The following is a 22,886-nucleotide window of genomic DNA, read 5'->3' as shown; positions in this document are numbered from 1 at the left end:
TACGCGAGGGCATCAGCCGCGCAGGCGACGGGATGGCAAGGCGCCCCACTACGCCGCCGCCCTGCGCAGCAACGCGGCATCCTCGCTGCGCAGATCCCGCTCCCGTCCGATCAGGTGCACCTCGTTCAAGCACGGCTTGGACAACCGGTGCACGCGCACCCGCGAGCGGTAGGCGCTGCCCAGCGCCGAATCCAGCGGGACGATCGACCATCCCCGCCCCTGCGCCACGCTCTCCAGCGCTTCTTCCAGTTCGTCGAAGTGATCGCTGCGGTGCCAGCGCGCCGGCAGCGGCAACTGCTGGCTTTCGAACCAGCGGAAGAACACGTAGTCGAACTCCTCGTAGGTCACGAACGGCAGCGAGGCGATCTGCGCCGCTCGGGGCGTGGCGCGACGTGCCTTGGGGCCGACCAGCGCCAGTTCCTCTTCGCCCAGCGGCACCGAGGCGATGCCGGCGGTCACCAGCGGACGATAGCTCACGCCCAGCGCCACCCGTCCGGTTTCCAGCAAGGCCAGCACCTGGCTGGCGGTGCGGAACAGCACTTCCAGCGGACGTTCGGGCGGCAGCAGCGATAGCAGGCGCGGCACCAGCCGATAGCGGCCGAAGCCGGACACGCAGGCGATCCGCAGCGGTTCGGCGGCGACGTCCTCGCGCACGTTCTGCCAGGCCTGGCCCAGATCCAGGTAGGCGCGCTCGATCGAGGCGGCCAGCACCCGGCCGCGCGGGGTCAGCACCAGCCGGCTGCCGCTGCGTCGGAACAGCGGCGTGCCGAGTTGGCGTTCGAGCTGCTGCAGGTCGTAGGTCACCGCCGAGGGCGATTTGTGCAGGCTGCGCGCGGCGGCATTGACGCCGCCCTCGGCGACCACGGTACGGAATACGGCCAGGCGGCGGAAATCGGGAAGCATCGGCCGGAGGAAAGCGGAAGGAACGCCGATGGTAAGCCGGGCACGAGCATTCCATGTCATCGAATGGCGACGCCGGGATTTGAAATGGCCGGGCGCGCGCGTCCGGCCTAGGCTGTCGCCATTCCCCCTTCGCCGGAAGTCCGCCATGCGATTGCTGTCCGCCTGCCTGCTGCTGGCTGCGCTGTTGCCCACCGCCCACGCCGCTTCCGCCGCCAGTCCGGCGGTGTCCGCCCGCGACAGTGGCGACGCTGCCCATCTGTTCGGTTACTGGCCCAAGCCCGGCCAGCGCGAAGCCTTCGACGAAGGGTATCGCCGCCATCTGGCCTGGCACCGGCAGGCCGGGGATCCGCTGGTGTGGTACGGCTGGTATGTCAGCGACGGCAAGCGCGCCGGGATGTTCGTCGACGGCAGTTTCGGCGCGCCGTTCGCAGCGTTCGACCGGCGCGTCGATCCGGCCGGCGACGGCGCCGACGCCGCGCGCAACGTCACCCCGTTCGTGGAACCGGCCCTGCGCGCCAGCTACCGGTTGCGCCGGGATCTGAGCAGCGGCTTCCCGCTGGAACGCTGGCAGCCTTCGCCACGCCTGCTGGTGACCCGCTACGTGGTCCGGCCCGGCGCGCGCGCGGCGTTCGAGCGGGCGGTCCGCCTCGCCCGGGCGGCGCTGCCGGCCGATGCGCCCGCGCACAGCTGGTACGAGCCGGTCAGTGGCGACGCGTCCGGCTATCTGCATCTGGTCGCGCTGCACGGCTGGCAGGACCATGACCGCGGCGACGGCAGCCTGGACGCCCTGCTCGCCCGATCCTCCGATCCACAGGCGGCGGACGCGGCCGCCGCGCTGGCCACCGCGGTGCTGTCGGCGGAAACCGAGACCTGGGAATACCGCGCCGACCTGAGCCTGATTCCCGCCCGCTGAACCGCCGGGTCCTTCCTGTGGGAGNGGATGCCGGCCACCCTTCGCGACTGACGTCGCTCCCACAGGGACGGTCCATCTTGCGGTGGGGGCGCGGACATGTCGGGGTTCCGGTCGCGACTGACGTCGCTCCTACGAGGGCTGTCCGGCGGACTGGCAACGATTCCTTGACGGGCTTCACCCGCAGTCGGAATTCCGGCACTAGACTTGCATCGGGAAAGACGACGAAATCACGATGCCGGCGCCACCGGGCGCCAGACCCTGACCGGGATGACCCCAAAGAACCGCGACATCCGCCTGGAACTGATCACCCTGCTGGGCGTGACCACGACCGTGGTGATCGCCGCCTTCGCGGTCTACCGCTGGCTGCACGGCGATTTCCTGGCGCTGGCGGTGGACGGGGTGATCGCCGCGGCGATTTTCGGCGTGGTGGTCTATGCCCGGAACAGCGGCAACAGCGCCCGCGCCGGCGATCTGCTGTGCCTGCTCAACTCCAGCGCCTGCCTGCTGGCGGTCTGGCTGATCGGCCCGATCGCCATCACTTGGCTCTACCTGGTCCTGCTGACCAACTTCTTCCTCGCCGACCGCCGGCTGGCGCTGGGCGCCGGCCTGGTGATGCTGGTGGTGCTGTGCCTGCTGCCGGGGATGTTCCCGGACGTGTTCCATGCGGTGTCCACCCTGGTGACGGCTGCGCTAACCGCGCTGTTCTCCTACATCTTCGCCACCCGCAGCCAGGACGACCGGGTCGAGTTGCAGGAACTGGCCTCGCTGGACGCGCTGACCAACGTGCCCAACCGGCGGATGATGGAGCGCGCGCTCACCCACGCGGTGGAACAGCAGACGCTGGGGCGCGGGCGGTACGGCCTGATCGTGCTGGACCTGGATCACTTCAAGGAGGTCAACGACCTCTACGGCCACGCCGCCGGCGACGACGCCATCGCCGATCTGGCCTCGATCCTGCGTTTCGAGATGCGCAAGGACGACCAGGTCTACCGGTTCGGCGGCGAGGAGTTCGTGGTGCTGCTGAAAGTCTCCAGCCGCGACGAGCTGGAATCGGCCACCGAGCGCCTGCGCAAGGCAGTGCGCGCGTCCCTGCGCGGGCCGGGCGGACGCATCACCATCTCGCTCGGCGGCGCCCTGCTCGGCCATGAACGCGACTGGCACGACTGGTTCTCGCGCGCCGACGCCGCCCTGTACCGGGCCAAGTCTAACGGCCGCGACAGCTACGTGATCGCCGAAGACCTGTTCTGACCCGCCGCGGCGATCGCGAACGGTTCGTTTGGACCGGGTAGGAGCGGCCTCCGGNCTCGCGGCCGGAGGCCGCTCCTACCCGGTTGTTCGGAGAAAACGACATCGTGAACGGGGCGACGCCCGTTTCCCGTCGCCGGACTGGAACGGGACTTGCAGCGTGGTGGTCGGTTTTCCCGACGCAGCGCCATGGCCGAACAGGACGAAAGCGGCGAACGCACAGAACAGCCCAGTGAAAAACGCCTGCGCGAAGCCCGCGAACAGGGCAACATCCCGCGTTCGCGCGAACTGGCGACGGCGGCGGTGTTCGGCGCCGGCGTGGTCGCGCTGCTGACCATGGCCATGCCGCTGGCGCGCGGCTCGCTGGGCTGGATGAAGATCGCGCTCAGCCCGGATCCGCAGCTGTTCAAGCACCCGGACCAGTTGTTCGGCCACGTCGGCAGTCTGCTGCTGCAACTGCTGTGGGTGATGCTGCCGATGATCGGATTGTGCCTGCTGGCCGGCTTCCTCGGCCCGGTACTGATGGGCGGACTGCAATTCTCCAGCAAGGCGCTGACACCGGATCTGAAGCGACTCAGCCCGATGGCCGGGCTCAAGCGCCTGTACGGCGCCGAGAGCGTGGCTGAACTGCTGAAGTCGCTGCTGCGCGTGGCCTTCATCGGCCTGGCCGCGGGCCTGAGCCTGAAGCTGGGCCTGAATTCCCTGCGCGAGCTGCTGACCATGCCGCTGGAGCAGGCTGTGCGCACCGGCATGGGCTTCGCTGGCGGCCTGCTGCTGGCCTGCGCCGGCGCGCTGGCGCTGCTGGCGGCCATCGACGCGCCGTACCAGAAGTGGAACTGGATGCGGAAGCTGAAGATGACCCGCCAGGAGTTGCGCGAGGAACTGAAGGAAAGCGAAGGCCGGCCGGAAGTGAAGGGCCGGATCCGGCAGATGCAGCACCAGCTGTCGCAACGCCGGATGATCGAGGAGGTGCCGACCGCCGACGTCATCGTGGTCAACCCGACCCACTACGCGGTGGCGCTGAAGTACGAGGCCGGCCAGATGGGCGCGCCGCGGGTGGTCGCCAAGGGCGTGGACGAAATCGCCCTGCGCATCCGCGAGGTCGCCGAGGCGCACCGGGTCGCCATCGTGTCGGCGCCGCCACTGGCACGCGCCTTGTATCGCGAAGGGCAACTCGGCCGGGAGATCCCCGTGAGACTGTATACCGCCGTCGCCCAGATCCTGTCCTACGTCTACCAGTTGCGCGCCTGGCGCAACGGCACCGTGGCCGAGCATCCGGACCTGCCGGCGGTGGACGTGGATGAGGGCAAGCCGGCATGAGCGCGGTGCCCAGCCCCACCTCCCGGGTGATGGACATGCTGCGCCACGGCCTGGGCGCGCCGCTGGTCGTGCTGGCGATGCTGGCGATGGTGATCGTCCCGCTGGCGCCGCCGGTGCTGGACGCGCTCTTCAGTTTCAACATCGCCATCTCGCTGGTAGTGCTGCTGGCGGTGGTCTACGTGCGGCGGCCGCTCGACTTCACCATCTTCCCGATCGTGCTGCTGATGACCACGATGCTGCGGCTGGCGCTCAACGTGGCCTCCACCCGCGTGGTGTTGTTGCACGGCCAGGACGGCCATGGCGCGGCCGGCAAGGTCATCGAGGCGTTCGGCGAATTCGTGGTCGGCGGCAATTTCGCGGTCGGCCTGGTGGTGTTCGCGATCCTGACCATCATCAACTTCGTGGTCATCACCAAGGGCGCCGGGCGCATCTCGGAAGTGTCGGCGCGCTTCATCCTGGACGCGATGCCCGGCAAGCAGATGGCGATCGACGCCGACCTCAACGCCGGCCTGCTGACCCGCGAGGAAGCCAAGGCCCGGCGCGAGGAAGTGCGTGAGGAAGCCGACTTCTACGGCGCGATGGACGGCGCCAGCAAGTTCATCCGCGGCGACGCCATCGCCGGCATCCTGATCCTCTTCATCAACCTGGTCGGCGGCCTGGCGATCGGCGTGCTCCAGCACGGCCTGCCGGTCGGCGAGGCCGCCAAGATCTATACCCTGCTGTCGATCGGTGACGGCCTGGTGGCGCAGTTGCCGGCGCTGCTGGTGTCCTCGGCGGTGGCGATGCTGGTCACCCGCGCCTCGCGCGCGCAGGACATGGGCAACGCGATGGTTGGCCAGGTGTTCGGCCAGCACAAGGCGCTGGCGGTGGCCGCCAGCCTGATCGGCGTGGTCGGACTGGTCCCGGGCATGCCCAATGTCGTGTTTTTGACGCTGGCCGCGGTGCTGGGCTACATCGCCTGGAAGCTGTGGAAGAAACAGCAGCCCGGCGCCGGCGGCGAAAGCGCCGCGGGCGCCGATCCCGCCCTGCCCGCGCCGTCCAACCCGCAGGCCGAACTGACCTGGGATGAAGTGCGTCCGGTGGACCCGCTGGGCCTGGAAGTCGGCTATCGGCTGATTCCGCTGGTGGACAAGGCCCAGGGCGGCGAACTGATGTCGCGGATCAAGGCGGTGCGCCGCAAGCTCACCCAGGATCTGGGTTTCCTGATTCCGCCGGTGCATATCCGCGACAACCTGGAACTGCCCTCCAACGGTTATCGCCTGCTGGTGCATGGCGTACCGGTGGCCACCGCCGAGATCCATCCGGATCGCGAACTGGCGCTGGATCCCGGCGGCGCGTTCGGCGCCCTCGACGGCATCCCCGGGCGGGATCCCGCCTTCGGCCTGGACGCCACCTGGATCACCCCGGGCCAGCACGCGATGGCCGAATCGCTGGGCTACACCGTGGTCGATGCCTCGACCGTGGTCGCTACCCACCTGTCGCACCTGGTCCGCGAACACGCGCCGGAACTGCTGGGCCACGAGGAGGTGCAGCAACTGCTCGCCAACCTCGGCAAGACCGCGCCCAAGCTGGTCGAGGATCTGACGCCCAAGACGCTCACCCTGTCCACGGTCGTGCGGGTGCTGCAGAACCTGCTGATCGAGCGCGTGCCGATCCGCCAGTTGCGCCGGATCGTCGAGGCGCTGGTCGAGTTCGGCCCGCAGAACCCGGATCCGGCCGCGCTCACCGCCGCCGTGCGTACCTCGCTGGGTCGTTTCATCGTCCAGGAAATCTCCGGCATGGCGCCGGAGCTTCCCGTCTACACCTTGGCGCCACAACTGGAACGTGTCTTGCAGGACAGCGTGCAGGGCGCCGGCGCCGCGCTGGAACCCGGCCTGGCCGAACGGCTCCACCAGAGCCTGGCTGATTGCGTCGCCCAGCAGGACGCGCGCAGCGAGCCGGCGGTGGTGCTGGTCCCCGGCGGCGTCCGCGCCGCGCTGGCCCGGCTGGTCCGCCACAGCGTCCCCACGCTGTCGGTCCTGTCCTACAGCGAAGTCCCGGAGGACAAGCGGTTGAAGCTGGTGGGGACGATTAGTTGATTGGATCGGGAATGGGGAATCGGGAATGGGGAATCGCAAAAGCGGACTCCCGTTGCGGAGACAGACGATGAAACGAATACGACACAACGATGAGAAACCCGGCCGCGTCAGCGCCATGAATTCTTCGATTCCCCAACCCCGATTCCCGATTCCCGGCCTCATCCCATGAAAATCAAACGTTTCGTCGCTCCCGACATGCGCACCGCCTTCGCGCTGGTCCGGCAGGAACAGGGGCCGGATGCGGTGATCCTGTCCAATCGCATGACCGACGACGGCGTCGAGATCGTGGCGGCCTCCAACTACGACGAGACGCTGGTGCAGCGCACGCTGGAGGCAATGCGTCCGGCCGAACCGGCGCCTTCGTTCGCGCGCGCCGCGCCGTCCGTGTCCGCCGAACCACGCGCCGCCGCCAACCGCCAGGCGACGGAGATGTCCCCGGCCGAAGCGGCCGCGGCCTACTTCAGCCGGGTCGCCGCCGCGGCGCCCATCGAATCGCGCCTGGCCGAGGAGTCGCGCGCCCCGGTCGAGCCGCCGTCGGCGTTCATCGCGCCGGTGCCCTCCTTCGCACGGGAAATCCCGGCCGAGCCGTCCGCGCCCGCCGCCTTCGCGCTGGATCCGATGTCGTTCGCCGCGCGCCTGGCCGCGAGCCTGCCGGCGGTGCCGGCGGAACTGTCCGCGGTGGCGCCGGCCCCCGCCACGCCCGTCGCCGCTCCGCAGCCGGAAGCCGTCGCGCCGGTGCTGAGCGTGGTCGCCGNCGAGGACGAGCAACTGGTGCAGATGCGCGCCGAACTGGCGGCGATGCGCGAGATGATCGAAGGCGAGATGCACCGCCTCACCGACGAGCGCCTGCGCGGCTCGCCGGTGCGCGCGCAGGCGATGGAGCTGCTGGACGACTACGGCTTCGACGCCGGCATCACCCGCGACGTCGCCGTGCAGATTCCCGCCGACACCGAGCTGCATCGCGGCCGCGGCCTGATGCTGGGCCTGCTGTCGCGCAAGCTGCCGATCCTGCCGGTGGATCCGTTGGAACAGGGCGGCGTGATCGCCCTGGTCGGACCGACGGGCGCCGGCAAGACCACCACCATTGCCAAGCTGGCCGCGGCCTACGCCGATCGCCACAACCCGCGCGACGTGGCCCTGGTCACCACCGACACGGTGCGCGTGGGCGGACGCGAACAGTTGCACAGCTACGGCCGCCAGCTCGGCATCGCCGTGCACGAGGCCGACAGCGACGTGCGCCTGGCCCAGACCCTGGAACGCCTGCGCGACTACAAGCTGGTGCTGATCGACACCGCCGGCATGGGCCAGCGCGACCGCAACCTGGTCGGCCAGCTCAACTGGCTGCGCGCCGCCGGGCAGGTGCATACCCTACTGGTGCTGCCGGCCAACTCGCATTTCGGCGATCTGGACGAAGTGGTCCGCCGCTTCAGCGGCGCCCAGCCGCACGGCGTGGTGCTGACCAAGGTGGACGAGACCGGCCGGCTCGGCAGCGCGCTGTCGGTGATCGTCGATCACCAGTTGCCGATGGCCTGGATCACCGACGGCCAGCGCGTGCCCGAAGACCTGCACCGCGCCAGCGCGCCCAACCTGGTGCTGCGCCTGGACCAGCTGCGCCGCGAAGCCGACGAACCCAGCCACGCGGAGGCCATCCATGTCGCATGAACACCTGCTGCAGACCAATCCGCGCAGCACGCCGCCGCTGACCGGCTCCTTCCATCCGGTCCGCGTGATCGCGGTGACCGGCGGCAAGGGCGGCGTGGGCAAGACCAACGTGTCGGTCAACCTGGCCGCCTCGCTGGCCGAGATGGGCAAGCGCACCCTGCTGATGGACGCAGACCTGGGCCTGGCCAACGTCGACGTGCTGCTTGGCCTGGCGCCGAAATACACATTGGCGGATCTGGTCGCCGAGCGCTGCCAGTTGGAGGACGTGCTGCTGGAAGGACCGGACGGCCTGCTGATCGTACCGGCCTCGTCGGGTTTCCGGCACATGGCCGAACTCTCGCCGGCCGAACACGTCGGCCTGGTCAACGTGTTCTCGGAACTGCAGCGCGCCCTGGACGTGATGGTGGTGGATACCGCCGCCGGCATCACCGACAGCGTGTTGACCTTCTGCCAGGCCGCGCAGGACACGGTGGTGGTGGTGTGCGACGAGCCGGCCTCGATCACCGACGCCTATGCATTGATCAAGGTGCTCTCGCGAGAGCGCGGCGTGGACCGCGTGCACGTCATCGCCAACATGGTCCGCGACCCCAACGAGGGCCGCAAGCTGTACGAGAAGCTGGCCCGCGTGTGCGAACGTTTCCTCGGCGACGTCGCCCTGCACTACCTGGGCGCGGTGCCGCAGGACGACTGGCTGCGCCGCGCGGTGCAGCGCCAGCAGGCGGTGGTGAAGGCGTATCCGGGCAGTCCGTCGGCGCGCGCCATCAACGAGATCGCCCGGGTCACCGCACGCTGGCAGCCGCCGTCCGGCGCCCGCGGCAATGTCGAGTTCTTCGTCGAACGCATGATCAACCGGAGCGTGCCAGCATGAACACCGGCGCCGCCCAATACCGTGCCGTCCAGAAAGCGGCGGCCACCGACTTCGTCACGGTGCACGCGGACCTGGTCCGCCGCATCGCCCATCACCTGGCCGCGCGCCTGCCCGCCAGCGTGGAGATCGACGATCTGATCCAGGCCGGCATGATTGGCCTGCTGGAGGCCTCGCGCAGCTACGACGCCGAACAGGGCGCCTCGTTCGAGACCTTCGCCTCGATCCGCATCCGCGGTTCGATGATCGACGAGATCCGCCGCGGCGACTGGGTGCCGCGCTCGGTGCACCGGCGGGCCCGCCAGGCCGCCGCCACCGTGCGCGAAATCGAACAGCGCACTGGCCGCGCCGCCATCGCCACCGAGGTCGCGTCGGCGATGGAGATGCCGCTGCCCGAATACCTGCGCCTGCTGGAGGACGCCGCCCGCGGCCAGGTGCTGAGCCTGGAATCGCACATCGAGGATCATGGCGAACCGCAGACCGCGGTCACCGGCGGCCCCAACCCGCAGCAACAACTCGAGCGCAGCGAGTTCCGCCAGTCGCTGATCAAGGCCATCGGCCAGCTTCCCGAGCGCGAACAGTTGGTCCTGTCCATGTACTACGAACAGGAACTCAACCTCAAGGAAATCGGCGCCGTCCTCGGCGTCAGCGAATCCCGCGTCTGCCAGATCCACGGCCAGGCCATGCTGCGCCTGCGTGGTCGGCTGAATGTGTTCGAGAGCGTGGATGCCGGGTTGGAGGATTGAGCGGGGATTGGGGAGTCGGGATTGGGGATTGGGGATTCGCAAAAGCCTTTGCTTTTGCCTCCCCCTTTGAAAAAGGGGGATTGAGGGGGATTTGCTTTGGGCGCCAACAGCAAGCGCTTCTCAACAGCCGAATGGCTGGTCAATCCCCCGTCGCCCGCTCCGCGGGCGCCCGCCCCCTTTTTCAAAGGGGGCTCTTTCAATCCCCAATCCCGAATCCCCAATCCCGGCCCAAAAGTTTCCCCGCCACCTGCCGATAAGGCTCTCGAGCCCCCTCTACCCTGCTGCACCCGGAGCCCTTCGTGACAGCCAACAAGAACATGCGGATCCTGATCGTGGACGACTTCTCGACGATGCGCCGCATCATCAAGAACCTCCTCAACGATCTGGGCTACACCAATACCGCCGAGGCCGACGACGGCTCCAGCGCGCTGACCGCGCTGGCCCAGGGCAGTTTCGACTTCGTGGTGACCGACTGGAACATGCCGGGCATGACCGGCATCGAACTGCTCAAGGCCATCCGCGCCGACGACCGCTTCAAGACCCTGCCGGTGCTGATGGTCACCGCCGAGGCCAAGCGCGAGCAGATCATCGAAGCCGCCCAGAACGGCGTGAACGGCTACATCATCAAGCCGTTCACCGCGCAGACCCTGGAAGAGAAACTCGGCAAGATTTTCGAGCGCCTCGGGGCCGCCGCCTGATGGCTGCGGTCATGGAAGCCGGCAGCGCCCGCGCCGCACTGGTCGAGCGCCTGCAGCACGCGCTGGACGCGCTGGAACAGGGCGACGAGGCCGGCTGGCGGCGCGAGCTGGACACCATCGCCGCCTGGCGCACGCAGCCGATGATGCAGGGACTGGGCCGGCTGGCCCGCGAACTGGCGCAGACGCTGGGCGAGCTGCCGCCGACCCACGGTGCCGGCGATCTCGACGACGCCTGCGCGCGCCTGGATCACGTGGTCGCGATGACCGAACAGGCCAGCCACAAGACCCTGGATCTGGCCGAGCAGTGCCGCGGCCTGGCCGACCAGCTCAAGACGACCGCGCTCAGCGCCGAACAGACCCGGCTGGTGGACCAGATCCGTTCCGGCCTGTCGGAAATGGCGCTGGCGCAGAGCTACCAGGATCTCACCGGGCAGATCATCCGCCGCGTCGCCGGCATCGTCCGCCGCGTGCACGAAGGCTTCGGTGAACTCGGTCTGCCGCCGCCGGAAAGGAAGAAGGACGACGGCCTGGCCGGTCCCGCGGTGGCGGGTCTGGACAAGGCGGCGTTCTCGCAGGACGACGCCGACGATCTGCTGTCGGGGCTCGGGCTCTAGCCGTCCGCCCACGCATCCCCGCCGATACCGAGCCGAACCATGTCCGCCGTCACGCCCGAAATCGCCGCCGACTTCCTCATCGAGGCCCAGGAAATCCTGGATCGCCTCGGCGAGCAACTGGTGACGCTGGAACAGGATCCCGGCGACAGCGAACAGCTCAACGCCGTGTTCCGCGGTTTCCATACGCTCAAGGGCGGCGCCGGTTTCCTCGGCATCCAGGCGATGGTGAACCTGTGCCACGCCGCCGAGGAAGCGCTGGGCATGGTCCGCGCCGGCAAGGCGACCCTGGAAGCGGATCATTTCGACGCCGCCCAGCAGTCGCTGGACTGGCTGCAGCGCATGCTCGACGCGGTCGCTGCCGGCGAGGAGCCGCCGCACGCGCCGGCCGCGCTGATCGCCCAGTTCGACGTCGATGCCGCGCCCGCGCCGGTCCGCGCGCCGGTGGCCGCGCCCGCCGCCGGCGGGAGTGATCTGATCACCGACGACGAGTTCGAGGCCCTGCTCGATCAACTGCATGGCGGCGCCCCGCCGACCACCCCCGCCCTCCCCGTGGGCGGGGATCTGATCAGCGAGGACGAATTCGAGGCCCTGCTGGATCAACTGCACGGCGGCGCCGTGCCCGGCGCCACGATCGCCCGCCCTGCGCCCGCCGCCGCGCCCCAGTCCGCGCCGGTACGCCCGGCCGCGCCCGCCCCGGCCTCACCGGCCCGTCCGGCGCGCGCCGGCGAGGCCGAGCAGACCATCCGCGTGGACACCAAGCGACTGGACGCGATCGTCAATCTGGTCGGCGAACTGGTGCTGTCTCGCAATCGCCTGAAGACCCTGCGCGCGCGCCTGCGCGACGAGGAACTGGATCGCGCGGTCAGCGGCCTGGACATCGCCACCGCGCGCCTGCAGAACGCGGTCATGCGCACCCGCATGCAGCCGGTGGGCAAGGTGTTCTCGCGCTTCCCCAAGGTCGCCCGCGACGTCGCCCGCTCGCTCAGGAAGGAAGTCGATCTGGAGCTGATCGGCGCCGATACCGAGCTGGATCGCAACCTCGTCGAGGCCTTGTCCGATCCGCTCGTGCACCTGGTCCGCAACGCCATCGACCACGGCATCGAGCTGCCCGATCTGCGCGAGGCCACCGGCAAGCCGCGCAGCGGCCAGGTACGGCTGGCGGCGCAGCAGGAAGGCGACTACGTCACCATCGAGATCCGCGACGACGGCGCCGGCATCGATCCGGAGCGGCTGCGCGACAAGGCGCTGGAAAAGGGCCTGATCGAACCGGAAGCCGCCGCCCGCCTGTCGCACGACGAATGCCTGCAGCTGATCTTCCTGCCGGGCTTCTCGACCAAGACCGAGATCACCGACATCTCCGGCCGCGGCGTCGGCATGGACGTGGTGCAGTCGCGCATCCGCGAACTCAGTGGACAGATCCAGATCCATTCGCAGCTCGGCCGTGGCAGCCGCTTCCTGATCCGGGTGCCGCTGACCCTGGCGATCCTGCCGACCCTGCTGGTGCAGGCCGGTGATCCGGTCTACGCGCTGCCGCTGGCGCGGGTGATGGAAGTGCTGCACGCGCCGGCCTCCAGCCTGCGCTGGTTCGACGGCCAGGCCGTGCTGGATCGACAGTCCACCACCCTGCCGCTGGTGGATCTGCGGCGCTGGCTGGGCGTGGAGGCGGTCAAGGCACCGCTGCTGACCATCGTGGTGCTGCAGATGGGCGACCAGCGCTTCGGCCTGGTCGTGGACCAGGTGCGCGGGCGCGAGGAAGTGGTGATCAAGCCGCTGCCGCGCGCGGTGCGCGGCCTGCGCGGCTATGCCGGCGCGACCCTGATCGGCGACGGCCGCATGGCGCTGATCCTGGACGTCGACGGCCTGCGCGAAGCGGCCGCATGAATCCGCGCCACCCGCTCCCTTCCCCCGCTCGCGGGGGAAGGTGCCGAAGGGCGGATGGGGGCAACACGCCCCCCGTAAAGGGGAACACGCTTCGCTGCTTTTTTACACACACGAATGCCGCCCCGAAGGAACAGACCGGTCACGGACTCGCGGATTCGTTGCGCTGGCGGGAGCTCGCGGCCGGAGGCCGCTCCTNCATTGCGGCAAACCTGAAACAAACCGGTAGGAGCGGCCTCCGGCCGCGAGCCCTTCCGCCCCCCAACCGAAAGCCGAACAGACCCCGCTAGCGCGCCCGTCCCCAACCCGCCAACTCAAGTCCGGACCGCCAGCGCCGATACCACTGCATATGGACATCTTCAGCCTCATCGGTCTCATCCTCGCCCTGGTCGCCCTGGTCGGCGGCAGCATCCTCAAGGGTGCCGGCGTGTCGTCGCTGTGGTCCTCGGCGGCCTTCGTCATCGTCATCCTCGGCACCGTCGCGGCCATCCTGGTGCATACGCCGCCGGCGGTGTTCAAGCGCGCGGTGTCGATTGCGCGCTGGGTGATCCGCCCGCCGGGCGCCGATCACGACGGGCTGGTCGCGCAGATCGTCGAGTGGAGCAACATCGCCCGCAAGCAGGGCCTGCTGGGGCTGGAGCCGCTGGTCAACGAACAGAGCGATCCGTTCCTGAAGAAAGGCCTGCAGATGCTGGTCGACGGGCTGGAGCCGGAGGCCATCCGGCACATGCTGGAAATCGACCTCAACAGCCAGGAGCACCAGGATCTGGCCGCGGCCAAGGTGTTCGAGGCGATGGGCGTGTATGCGCCGACGCTGGGCATCATCGGCGCGGTGTTCGGCCTGATCGCGGTGATGAAGAACCTGGCCGATCCGAGCAAGCTGGGCCACGGCATCGCCGCCGCGTTCACCGCGACCATCTACGGCATCGCCTCGGCCAACCTGTTCTTCCTGCCGGTCGCCAGCAAGCTCAAGAGCGTGATCGGCGGGCAGAGCCGCGAGCGCGAGATGATCATCGAAGGCCTGATCGCGATTGCCCAGGGCGAGAACCCGCGCAACATCGAATCCAAGCTGGCCGGCTTCCTGCACTGATCGGGCACCCGCATGGCACGCCGGAAATCCCACGAGGAACACGTCAACCACGAGGCCTGGGCCATTCCCTATGCCGATCTGATGACGTTGCTGCTGGCCTTCTTCGTGGTCATGTACGCCATCTCCACCCTCAACGAGGGCAAGTACCGGGTGATGGCCGACGCGCTCACCGCCGCGTTCGGCGGCGCGCCGCGCACGATCAATCCGGTCCAGGTCGGCAATCACCAGCTGCAGGGCGCCGATTTCGATCGCCCCTCGCCGATCAAGTCCGGCGCCAAGCAGGGCCCCTCCGCCCCCTCGCCGGCACCCAACGTGACCCTGCTGGCGGCGATGGCCTCGCAGATGAACATGAGCGTGGACGCCAAGGGCATGCAGAACGCCCACCAGCAACTCGACGCCATCGCCGACAACATAGAGAAGGCGCTGGCGCCGCTGGTCGACCAGAAGCTGGTGGTGGTGCGCCGCGCCGAACTCTGGCTGGAAGTGCAGATCAACAGCGACATCCTGTTCGCCACCGGCTCGGCCGCCCTGGAGCCGGCCGCGCAGAGCACCGTGTCCAGCCTGGCCGACGTGCTGGCCGGCGTGCCCAACGGCGTGCGCGTGGAAGGCTACACCGACGACCGTCCGATCCGGACCTACCAGTTCCCGTCCAACTGGGAACTGTCGGCGGCGCGCGCGGCCAGCGTGGTGCACCTGTTCGTGCGCGACGGCATTCCGCCGGAACGACTGGCGATGATCGGCTACGGCGAGTTCCGTCCGATCGGCGACAACGCCACCGTGGAAGGCCGCAACAGCAACCGCCGGGTGTTGCTGGTGATCCTGGCCAGCGAGGGCGAACACGCGCCGGGCGGATCGCTGCCGGCGATCGCCGCCGCACCCCCGCTGCCGGCGATCGCGCCGGCGCAGGCCGAAACATTGACGCCCGCGACGGCCGCCGACGCCGACGCGATGGCGCCCACCCTTGAAGGAGGATCCAACTGATGCGCGTGTGGGCAATCGCCAACCAGAAGGGCGGCGTGGGCAAGACCACCACCACCCTGGCGCTGGGCCGTGGCCTGGCGATGCGCGGCCAGCGCGTCCTGCTGATGGATCTGGATCCGCACTCCTCGCTGACCCGCGCCTTCGGCCTGCCCGCCGAGCCGGCGCCGTCCGGCGTGCTGGATCTGTTCGACCAGCCGACCGCGGAACTGGGCCCGCTGGTTCGCGAGACCGGCATCGACAATCTGTCCTTCGTCGCCGCGCAGACCGCGCTGGCCACGCTGGAACGTCGCAGCGCCACCCAGCCCGGACTGGGCATGGCGCTGGCCAACGCGCTGGCGCGCGGCGGCCAGGACTACGACTACGTGCTGTTCGACTGCCCGCCCACGCTCGGCCTGCTGATGGTCAACGCGCTGGCCGCCGCCGATCGCGTGATCATCCCGACCCAGACCGAACCGCTGGCGCTGCATGGCCTCAACGGCATGTGCCGGACCGTGGACATGATCGAACGCTCGCGCCGCCGTCCGCTGCCGGCCTCGGTCCTGCCCACCCTGCACGACAAGCGCACCCGCACCGGCAACGACACCCTGCGGCAGATGCAGGAGACCCACGGCGATCGCGTGTGGGACGACGCCATTCCCAACGACACCCGCATCTGCAGCGTCGACGAACTTGTCAAGCCGCTGTCGGCCGGCCAGTACCCGGGCCGCGGCCTGTCCGCGTACCGCCGCGCGCTCGAATGGTTGCTGGGCTGCGATCGCGTGCAGATGGAGCAGGCCGCGTGAACGCGCAACCGGCGCTGGACGACTATCTGAGGGATCTGCTGGGCGGCGACGTCGCGCCCGCGATCGCCCCGGCCGTCGCCGCGCCGGCTCCGCCGCAGCCGTTCCTGGCGGTGGTGAATGCTCCGGCGCCCGCGCAGGCGGACATCGCGTCGCCGAACCTGCCTGCTGCCCTGCCCGCCGTCGTGGCGGAGCTTTCGACGGCCGGCGTGCCGCACGATGACGCCGAGGCATTCGATCCGATGCACGAGGAAGTCCTGGAACGCTTGCTGGCGACCACCCGCGGCATCGCGGTGGCCGACGATCCCGATGCCATCCTCGCGCTCCAGCAGGTCGAAGCCGCGCCGGCGATGAGTGCACCGGCGACTGCCACCGAGCGCGCGCCCATGACCGTCGAAACCGTGGCTGTCGAAACCATGCCTGTCGAAATCGCGGCCATCGAACCTGTCTCCATCGAATCCGAACCGCTCGAAACCCCGTCCGTGGACAGCGCACCGGCGGCAGCACCACCCGCGATGGCGCCGATGGCCGCGGCGGATCTGATCACCGACGACGAATTCGAGGCGCTGCTGGACCAGTTGCACGGCGGCGCGGCGCCCGGCGCACAGGCGCCCGCCGGTGCCGCGACGGCGCAGGCCGAGCCGACTCCGCCCGCGCCAATGTCCGTCGCCGCGGCACCCGCGCCGGCCACCGTTCCGTCCCGACCGGCGCCACCGCCTCCCGCGCGTCCCGCATCTTCGTCGCCCGCCATCCCCGCCTACGCCAAGCCGGTGTTCGACATGCTGCAGAGACAACGCGACGACGAGGACAACGCCCCGGCCAGTTCGCCGCACGGCGAGCGCCGGCGCGCCAGCGACCGCACCACCCGCTGGCTGCGGATGCGCTGCGACGACCAGCACTACGCACTGGAACTGCTGAAGGTGCAGGAAGTCGTCCTGCCGGCCACCCTGCTGCCACTGCGCGGCGCGGCCGCGCACATGCTGGGCGTGATGAACCTGCGCGGCCAGGTCGTGCCGGTGATCGACCTGGGCCTGTACCTGGGACGCGCCGAAATCGTCCCCGACAGCCAGGTACGCATCGTGGTGCTGGAGGAAAACGGCGAAATCCTCGGCCTGCGCGTCTCGGCGGTGGAGGACGTCACCCGCCTCACCGAGCAGCAGATCGAACCGCCGGACAACACCCGCATGTGCCGCATCACCCATCCGTTGTTTCGCGGCGTCGCCCGGCTCTCCGGGCGTACGGTGATTTTGCTGGATGCTTCGGAGTTGTTGGGCTGAGGGGCCGGGATTCGGGATGACCGGCCATGCGGCCGTTGAAAGCCGGGATTCGGGATTGGGGATTGGGGATTGGGAAAGCCAAGCTTTTCCTCCCCCTTTGAAAAAGGGGGACCGAGGGGGATTTGCTCTTGGCGCCAAGCAAATCCCCCGTCGACCGCTACGCGCCCGCCCCCTTTTCCAAAGGGGGCTATCCATGCTCGTTCCCGCGGTACATCCCAAGTCGCGACGCACTTCCCACTTTTCCACGCGCCGGCTCAAGACCTGCCCGGTCCGGCCGATACCACGCAGGAACCGACCCATCGGAGCGATGATGAGCGCAGTACCCCTGGGCGCGGACCTCGGCATCGAGGCCGCCAGCGATCTGAAGCAGCAACTGGTGCCGCACCTGGCCCAGCCGCAGCCCTTGCTGCTGGATGCCGGGACCGTGCAACGCGTGCACACCGCCAGCCTGCAGGTGCTGTGCACCTTCTTCCGCGAACGCGAACAGGCCGGCCGCGCCACCGCCTTCGCCGGCAGCAGTCCCGCCTTCCGCGACGCCGCCCGCCTGCTGGGCCTGGCCGATCGGCTGGGTCTTTCCCCTTCCGACAACAACGATTCTAAAACTGTGGAGAACGCCGCATGAGCGCACGTATTTTGGTGGTGGACGATTCGGCCTCGATGCGCCAGATGGTCGCCTTCGCCCTGACTTCCGCCGGATACGCCGTGGACGAGGCCGAGGACGGCCAGGTGGCCCTGGGCCGCGCGCAGGGACAGCGCTTCAATGCGGTGGTCACCGACGTCAACATGCCGAACATGGACGGCATCGCGCTGATCCGCGCCCTGCGCGGACTGCCCGACTACAAGTTCACCCCGCTGCTGATGCTCACCACCGAATCGGCCGCCGACAAGAAGGCCGAGGGCAAGGCCGCCGGCGCGACCGGCTGGCTGGTCAAGCCGTTCAATCCGGAACAACTGGTCGCCACCATCCAGAAAGTCCTGGGCTGATCCGCGCCCGCTTTCGACGACTTCCGCCCTTTCCTGACGCCGCCCGGGTTCCGCACCGATGAACATGGACATGCAACGCTTCCACGCCACCTTCTTCGAGGAAAGCCGCGAAGGGCTGGAAGCGATGGAAGCGGGCCTGCTGCAACTGGAACAGGGCAACCGCGACGGCGAGCTGATCAACTCGATTTTCCGCGCCGCGCATTCCATCAAGGGCGGCGCGGCCACCTTCGGCTTCGACGCGGTCGCCGGCCTGACCCACGTGCTGGAAACGCTGCTGGACGAACTGCGCGCCGGCAAGCGCGACGTCGCCACCCCGGCGATCGACGCGATGCTGGCGTCGGTGGACGTGCTGCGCAGCCTGCTGGCCGAAGCCGAGCACGGCCATCCCGCGGATCCGGCGGGGGTCAAGGACGTGCACGCGCGCCTGACCGCGGTGCTGTCCGGCGACGCCGCGCCCGCCGCCGGCGCCGCGCCGGCGGCGAAGGACGCCGCGCCGGAAGGCTGGCGCATCGGTTTCACCCCGGCGCCCTCGCTGTTCATGACCGGCAACGATCCGCTGCGGATCCTGCGCGAACTGGAGCATCTGGCGCCGCTGGAAGTCGCCTGCCGGATCGATCGCCTGCCCGGCTTCGAGCAGATGGATCCGCTGGAAGCCTATCTGGCCTGGGATCTCGGCCTGCTCGGGCCGGTGCCGCGCACCGCCGTCGAGGAAGCCTTCGCCTGGGTCGTCGATGACTGCGAACTGGATATCCAGCCGATCCCCGCCGCGATCGCCGCGCCGTCTGCTCCGGTCGAGGCCATCACCCTCGCCGCTGCCGGCAACGCCGGCGCCGCCGCGCCCGCGCCGGCCGGCAACGACACCGCCGAGAGTTCAATCCGCGTCAGCGTCGACAAGATCGACGGCCTGATCAACCTGGTCGGCGAACTGGTGATCACCCAGGCGATGCTCAAGCAGGTGTCCGGCCTGCTGGATCCCGGCCAGTGCGAACGCCTGTTCGCCGGCCTGGACCTGCTGGAACGCAACACCCGCGATCTGCAGGAAGCGGTGATCGGCGTGCGCATGCTGCCGGTGGACGCGGTGTTCCGCCGCTTCCCGCGCCTGGTCCGCGACCTGTCCTCGCGCCTGGGCAAGCAGGTCCGCCTGCGCACGATTGGCGAGGGCACCGAACTGGACAAGGGCCTGATCGAACGCATCGCCGATCCGCTGGTGCACCTGGTGCGCAACGCGATCGATCACGGCCTGGAAATGCCCGACACCCGCCGCGACGCGGGCAAGGACGAAACCGGCACCATCACCCTGGCCGCTTCGCATCAGGGCGGCCACATCGTCATCGAGGTCAGCGACGATGGCCGCGGCCTCAACCGCGAGCGGATCCTGGCCAAGGCCGCCGAGCGTGGCCTGCACGTGCCGGAGAATCCTTCCGACGCGCAGGTCTGGGATCTGATCTTCCAACCCGGCTTCTCCACCGCCGACGCGGTCACCGATCTGTCCGGCCGCGGCGTCGGCATGGACGTGGTGCGCCGGAACATCCAGGCGTTGGGCGGCGAAGTGCAGCTGGAAAGCAGCGCCGGCCACGGCACCCGCGTGGTGATCCGGCTGCCGCTGACCCTCGCCATCCTTGACGGCATGACCGTCGCGGTGGGCGAGGAAACCCTGATCCTGCCGCTGGGCTACGTGCTGGAAGCGCTGCAACCGCAGGCCGAGGACGTGCGCACGCTGGCCGGCGAAGGCCGCGTGCTGCGCGTGCGCGGCGAATACCTGCCACTGTTGTCGCTCAACGAGTTCTACCGCTACGGCCATGCGCGCGTCGCCCAGCCGTTGGTGGTGGTGGTCGAGGGCGACGGCCAGAAGCTGGCACTGGAAGTGGACGAGCTGCTCGGCCAGCAACAGGTCGTGGTCAAGAACCTGGAAAACAATTACCGGCGCGTGGACGGGATTTCCGGCGCCACCATCCTGGGCGACGGCCGCGTCGCCCTCATCGTCGACGTGGGTGGACTGGTGCGCTCGCTGCGCATGCCGCAAGCCGCCTGATCGCCCCGCCACCTCTCCTCTTCACCGCCGCCTGCACGCGTGGCCGCCTCCGGGTGGCCGCGCAGGGCGTGCGCTTGCCAGATCCTTCCATCATGAAATCCGCTGTCGTTTCCCGCCATTCCCTCGCCCTGATTCCGCTGCTGGCCCTCTCCGCCCCGTACGCCTCCGCCGCCGAAGGCGACGCCACCGGCACGCAGCTCAAGCCGTGGCCGCCGCGCATCGTGTTCGCCAACGGCACCGAGCTGGCCGCCACCGGCAACTACGCCTACGATCTGGTCCGCTTCGACGGCGAGGGTTACGGCACCGCCGCCACCGCGCTGGAGGACGACGAGGACTTCCGCCGCAAGGAGTTCGGCTTCACCCTCAAGCGCAAGGGCGTCTACGACGTCACCGCCAGCTACGACTTCCATGCCGACACCTGGATGGACGTGGCGTTGCGGGTGGAAACCAGGGCGCTGCTCGGCCACGACGCCGGCAAGCTGCGCATCGGCCAGTTCAAGTTGCCGGTGGGTTCCGAGGGCTATACCTCCACCCGCGCCGGCAGCTTCCTGGAGAACTCGCTGCCGACCCAGGCGTTCTACGAAAGCCGGCGTGTCGGCGTGGAATGGGCATTCGAGCGCCCCGCCCATCTGTGGAACCTGGGCTACTTCTTCGGCAACGATCTGCAGGGCAACAACCGCGGCACGACCCTCGCCGCGCGCGCCGCGTGGACCCCGCGCAAGCAGGCCGGGCACGTGCTGCACCTGGGGCTGTCGGCGTCCGAGGAACATCCGCACAGCGAAGTGAATGGACGCGGCCAGACCGTGCTGCCCGGCGTGCGCTGGCGCGCGCGCCCGGAAACCGCGCTCACCGACACGCGGCTGGTCGATTCGGGCAGCCTGAGCCGGGTGGACCGCATCCGCCGCGAAGGCGTGGAAGCGCTGTGGATCGAAGGCCCCTGGTCCCTGCAGGGCGAGTACCTGCGCCAGCGGACCACCCGCGACGCCGGCCTGCGCGGTTACTCCGCCGATGGCTGGTATGTCGCCGGCAGCTGGCTGCTCACCGGCGAATCGCGCGTCTACAACGCCGGCAACGTCGCCAACCCGGTGCCCGCGCATGCCTACGGCGCGTGGGAACTGCTGCTGCGCCACAGCCGCATCGACCTGGACAACGACGGCATCCGTGGTGGCCGCGAGAACAACTGGACGCTGGGCGTGAACGCCTATCTCAACCGCTACTTCCGCCTGCAGGCCAACCTGACCCGGGTGGATGCCCAGCGGGCGGGACGGCGGGCGGATCCACGCCTCCTGCAACTGCGCGCGCAGTTCTATTTCTGATTCAACCTGCCCGGCCAAGCCCCGCGTCCGCGCCACGCGTGGACGCGGCGCCGGATTACGTTTCGACGTCGGGCGCGCCCTTACGACCAACGCACCGTCAAGTTCCAGGCGGTGCCGCCGCTAGTAGCGGCATGACATTCCGTCACCGACGCACGCGGCCACACGGGGAGGCTCCGCGCGCCGTTCCTCCTGGAGAGAGAAGCAAGCAATGAACTGGTTCCGCAACCTGCCGATCGCCCGCAAGCTGGCGGTGGCCTTCACCGTCACCGTCATCCTCACCGTCCTGCTGGGCGCCCTGTCGCTGTGGCGGCTGTCGGTGGCCAACGCGCAGATGCTCGCCGTCAACGAGAACTGGATGCCCGCTGTCCAGCACCTGGGCGAAATGCGCGCCCAGCTCGGCGAGTACCGCACCTACGAGCAGTCGCAGCTGACCAAGCAGGGCCAGCCGGAGGAAATCGCCGACTACGAGAAGAAGCTGGTCGATACCCGCAAGCTGATCGACGCCGAGGAAGCGGCGTACAACGCCATCCCCACCGAATCAAGCGCGAAGGAAAAGGCGATTTACGAAAAGGTGAAGAAGGCGCGCGCCGCCTACTTCGAGGCGCACGACCGCATCTCGGCGGCGGTGGCGGCCGATGATTTCGAGGCCGCGAAAGCCATCTCCACCAACGAATCGCGCTTCCTGCGCCGCGAACTGTTCAACCAGCTCAAGGCACTGTCGCAGTACAACGTGGACAATCTGGCGGCGGAGGTCGCCGCTTCCGAGCGCGCCTACTCGCGCACCGTGCTGGCGATGTGCGTCGGCCTGGGCGTGGCGGTGCTGCTGGCGGTGTTCCTGGCCATCGCCATCACGCGCTCGATCACCGGCCCGCTGGCCCAGGTCGTGCGCGCGGTGAACGCGGTGTCGCGTGGCGATCTGTCGATCAAGGTCGAACGCGGCCACCGCGACGAGTTGGGCCAGATGCTCGCCTCCACCGACGAGATGATGAAGATGCTGCGTCGGTTTTCCGACGAGACCCAGCACATGGTCCACATGCACGCCGGCGAGAACATCTCCCAGCGCGTGTCGGAGGATTTCCCCGGCGTGTACGGCGACCTGGCGCGCGGCATCAACACGATGATGTTCGAACATCTGGACGCCATCGTCGACGCCATCGCCATCCTCAACCGCTACGCGATGGGCGATCTCTCGCAGGACGCGCGCCGCCTGCCCGGCCAGCGGGCGATGCTGCACGAGTCGATGGATCGCGCCAAGGCCAGCCTGGCGGCCATCAATGGCGAGATCAAGCGCCTGGCGGCCGCCGCGTCCGTGGGTGATTTCAGCCAGCGCGGCGACGCACAGCGCTTCGAACATGATTTCCGGGTGATGATCGACGGCCTGAACGCAATGATGGCGGTCAGCGACACCAACCTGGGCCAGTTGTCGCAACTGCTCCAGGCCATCGCCCGCGGCGATTTGACCGCCCGCATGGACGGCGATTTCCACGGCGTGTTCGCCCGCATGC

General features: G+C 69.1%; 20 protein-coding genes. 19 read left to right on the top strand and 1 reads right to left on the bottom strand.

The annotated features are described in order from the left end of the window. Window positions 1–48 precede the first annotated feature (48 nt). Complete coding sequence (locus tag ACTJI2_RS18855) at window positions 49–903, bottom strand: LysR family transcriptional regulator (RefSeq protein ID WP_440842997.1); 855 nt, start codon at window positions 901–903, stop codon at window positions 49–51. A gap of 145 nt (window positions 904–1,048) precedes the next feature. Between ACTJI2_RS18855 and ACTJI2_RS18850 the strand changes: the two genes are divergently transcribed. The 19 genes from ACTJI2_RS18850 to ACTJI2_RS18760 all read left to right on the top strand — a co-directional run. Then, entirely contained in the window at window positions 1,049–1,816 is a 768-nt protein-coding gene (locus tag ACTJI2_RS18850) for a hypothetical protein (protein ID WP_440842996.1), read from the top strand. A gap of 267 nt (window positions 1,817–2,083) precedes the next feature. After that, complete coding sequence (locus tag ACTJI2_RS18845; RefSeq protein ID WP_440842995.1) at window positions 2,084–3,064, top strand: diguanylate cyclase; 981 nt, start codon at window positions 2,084–2,086, stop codon at window positions 3,062–3,064. A gap of 186 nt (window positions 3,065–3,250) precedes the next feature. After that, on the top strand, window positions 3,251–4,381 hold the full coding sequence (flhB, locus tag ACTJI2_RS18840) for a flagellar biosynthesis protein FlhB (RefSeq protein WP_440842994.1): 1,131 nt from the start codon (window positions 3,251–3,253) through the stop codon (window positions 4,379–4,381). After that, window positions 4,378–6,459: a flagellar biosynthesis protein FlhA gene (flhA, locus tag ACTJI2_RS18835; RefSeq protein ID WP_440842993.1), complete on the top strand. Its 2,082-nt coding sequence runs from the start codon at window positions 4,378–4,380 to the stop codon at window positions 6,457–6,459. The genes flhB and flhA overlap by 4 nt, the downstream gene beginning before the upstream one ends. Window positions 6,460–6,624: 165 nt before the next feature. Continuing rightward, window positions 6,625–8,121, top strand: coding sequence for a flagellar biosynthesis protein FlhF (gene flhF / locus ACTJI2_RS18830; RefSeq protein ID WP_440842992.1), 1,497 nt, complete (start codon window positions 6,625–6,627; stop codon window positions 8,119–8,121). Continuing rightward, entirely contained in the window at window positions 8,111–8,989 is an 879-nt protein-coding gene (locus ACTJI2_RS18825) for a MinD/ParA family protein (RefSeq protein WP_440842991.1), read from the top strand. The genes flhF and ACTJI2_RS18825 overlap by 11 nt, the downstream gene beginning before the upstream one ends. Continuing rightward, entirely contained in the window at window positions 8,986–9,732 is a 747-nt protein-coding gene (locus tag ACTJI2_RS18820; RefSeq protein WP_440842990.1) for an RNA polymerase sigma factor FliA, read from the top strand. The genes ACTJI2_RS18825 and ACTJI2_RS18820 overlap by 4 nt, the downstream gene beginning before the upstream one ends. 317 nt (window positions 9,733–10,049) lie before the next feature. Then, complete coding sequence (gene cheY, locus ACTJI2_RS18815) at window positions 10,050–10,430, top strand: chemotaxis response regulator CheY (RefSeq protein ID WP_141452861.1); 381 nt, start codon at window positions 10,050–10,052, stop codon at window positions 10,428–10,430. Beyond that, window positions 10,430–11,044, top strand: coding sequence for a protein phosphatase CheZ (locus tag ACTJI2_RS18810; RefSeq protein WP_440842989.1), 615 nt, complete (start codon window positions 10,430–10,432; stop codon window positions 11,042–11,044). The genes cheY and ACTJI2_RS18810 overlap by 1 nt, the downstream gene beginning before the upstream one ends. Window positions 11,045–11,083: 39 nt before the next feature. After that, complete coding sequence (locus ACTJI2_RS18805) at window positions 11,084–12,925, top strand: chemotaxis protein CheA (protein ID WP_440842988.1); 1,842 nt, start codon at window positions 11,084–11,086, stop codon at window positions 12,923–12,925. 346 nt (window positions 12,926–13,271) lie between these two features. Next, window positions 13,272–14,012 (top strand): flagellar motor protein, encoded by a 741-nt coding sequence (locus tag ACTJI2_RS18800; protein ID WP_183636974.1) that lies wholly within the window; start codon window positions 13,272–13,274, stop codon window positions 14,010–14,012. Between the two features lie 12 nt (window positions 14,013–14,024). Then, window positions 14,025–14,993, top strand: a complete 969-nt coding sequence (gene motD / locus ACTJI2_RS18795; protein ID WP_440842987.1) for a flagellar motor protein MotD — start codon at window positions 14,025–14,027, stop codon at window positions 14,991–14,993. Continuing rightward, complete coding sequence (locus ACTJI2_RS18790) at window positions 14,993–15,775, top strand: ParA family protein (protein WP_440842986.1); 783 nt, start codon at window positions 14,993–14,995, stop codon at window positions 15,773–15,775. The genes motD and ACTJI2_RS18790 overlap by 1 nt, the downstream gene beginning before the upstream one ends. Beyond that, a complete protein-coding gene (locus tag ACTJI2_RS18785) occupies window positions 15,772–17,049 on the top strand; it encodes a chemotaxis protein CheW (RefSeq protein ID WP_440842985.1) in 1,278 nt (425 codons plus the stop codon). The genes ACTJI2_RS18790 and ACTJI2_RS18785 overlap by 4 nt, the downstream gene beginning before the upstream one ends. Window positions 17,050–17,359: 310 nt before the next feature. Continuing rightward, entirely contained in the window at window positions 17,360–17,671 is a 312-nt protein-coding gene (locus ACTJI2_RS18780; protein ID WP_183636982.1) for an STAS domain-containing protein, read from the top strand. Next, window positions 17,668–18,033, top strand: coding sequence for a response regulator (locus tag ACTJI2_RS18775; protein WP_183636985.1), 366 nt, complete (start codon window positions 17,668–17,670; stop codon window positions 18,031–18,033). The genes ACTJI2_RS18780 and ACTJI2_RS18775 overlap by 4 nt, the downstream gene beginning before the upstream one ends. A gap of 58 nt (window positions 18,034–18,091) precedes the next feature. Beyond that, entirely contained in the window at window positions 18,092–20,065 is a 1,974-nt protein-coding gene (locus ACTJI2_RS18770; protein WP_440842984.1) for a chemotaxis protein CheA, read from the top strand. A 92-nt stretch (window positions 20,066–20,157) separates the two neighbouring features. Beyond that, entirely contained in the window at window positions 20,158–21,381 is a 1,224-nt protein-coding gene (locus ACTJI2_RS18765; protein WP_440842983.1) for an OprO/OprP family phosphate-selective porin, read from the top strand. A gap of 208 nt (window positions 21,382–21,589) precedes the next feature. Next, window positions 21,590–22,886, top strand: a 1,297-nt coding sequence (locus tag ACTJI2_RS18760; protein WP_440842982.1) for an MCP four helix bundle domain-containing protein, incomplete at its 3' end; no start/stop codon positions are given.

This window comes from Pseudoxanthomonas sp. 22568, from assembly GCF_052044485.1.
Classification (GTDB): Bacteria; Pseudomonadota; Gammaproteobacteria; order Xanthomonadales; family Xanthomonadaceae; genus Pseudoxanthomonas_A; species Pseudoxanthomonas_A beigongshangi.
This window is presented reverse-complemented; position numbering and strand designations above follow the sequence as displayed.

Coding starts and splice junctions, on each gene's coding strand:
- ACTJI2_RS18790 (WP_440842986.1), top strand. CDS start 14,993: ATGCGCGTGTGGGCAATCGCCAACCAGAAGGGCGGCGTGGGCAAGACC.
- ACTJI2_RS18855 (WP_440842997.1), bottom strand. CDS start 903: ATGCTTCCCGATTTCCGCCGCCTGGCCGTATTCCGTACCGTGGTCGCC.
- ACTJI2_RS18825 (WP_440842991.1), top strand. CDS start 8,111: ATGTCGCATGAACACCTGCTGCAGACCAATCCGCGCAGCACGCCGCCG.
- ACTJI2_RS18800 (WP_183636974.1), top strand. CDS start 13,272: ATGGACATCTTCAGCCTCATCGGTCTCATCCTCGCCCTGGTCGCCCTG.
- cheY (WP_141452861.1), top strand. CDS start 10,050: ATGCGGATCCTGATCGTGGACGACTTCTCGACGATGCGCCGCATCATC.
- ACTJI2_RS18845 (WP_440842995.1), top strand. CDS start 2,084: ATGACCCCAAAGAACCGCGACATCCGCCTGGAACTGATCACCCTGCTG.
- ACTJI2_RS18775 (WP_183636985.1), top strand. CDS start 17,668: ATGAGCGCACGTATTTTGGTGGTGGACGATTCGGCCTCGATGCGCCAG.
- ACTJI2_RS18770 (WP_440842984.1), top strand. CDS start 18,092: ATGAACATGGACATGCAACGCTTCCACGCCACCTTCTTCGAGGAAAGC.
- ACTJI2_RS18765 (WP_440842983.1), top strand. CDS start 20,158: ATGAAATCCGCTGTCGTTTCCCGCCATTCCCTCGCCCTGATTCCGCTG.
- ACTJI2_RS18780 (WP_183636982.1), top strand. CDS start 17,360: ATGAGCGCAGTACCCCTGGGCGCGGACCTCGGCATCGAGGCCGCCAGC.
- ACTJI2_RS18850 (WP_440842996.1), top strand. CDS start 1,049: ATGCGATTGCTGTCCGCCTGCCTGCTGCTGGCTGCGCTGTTGCCCACC.
- motD (WP_440842987.1), top strand. CDS start 14,025: ATGGCACGCCGGAAATCCCACGAGGAACACGTCAACCACGAGGCCTGG.
- flhB (WP_440842994.1), top strand. CDS start 3,251: ATGGCCGAACAGGACGAAAGCGGCGAACGCACAGAACAGCCCAGTGAA.
- ACTJI2_RS18820 (WP_440842990.1), top strand. CDS start 8,986: ATGAACACCGGCGCCGCCCAATACCGTGCCGTCCAGAAAGCGGCGGCC.
- flhA (WP_440842993.1), top strand. CDS start 4,378: ATGAGCGCGGTGCCCAGCCCCACCTCCCGGGTGATGGACATGCTGCGC.
- ACTJI2_RS18810 (WP_440842989.1), top strand. CDS start 10,430: ATGGCTGCGGTCATGGAAGCCGGCAGCGCCCGCGCCGCACTGGTCGAG.
- ACTJI2_RS18805 (WP_440842988.1), top strand. CDS start 11,084: ATGTCCGCCGTCACGCCCGAAATCGCCGCCGACTTCCTCATCGAGGCC.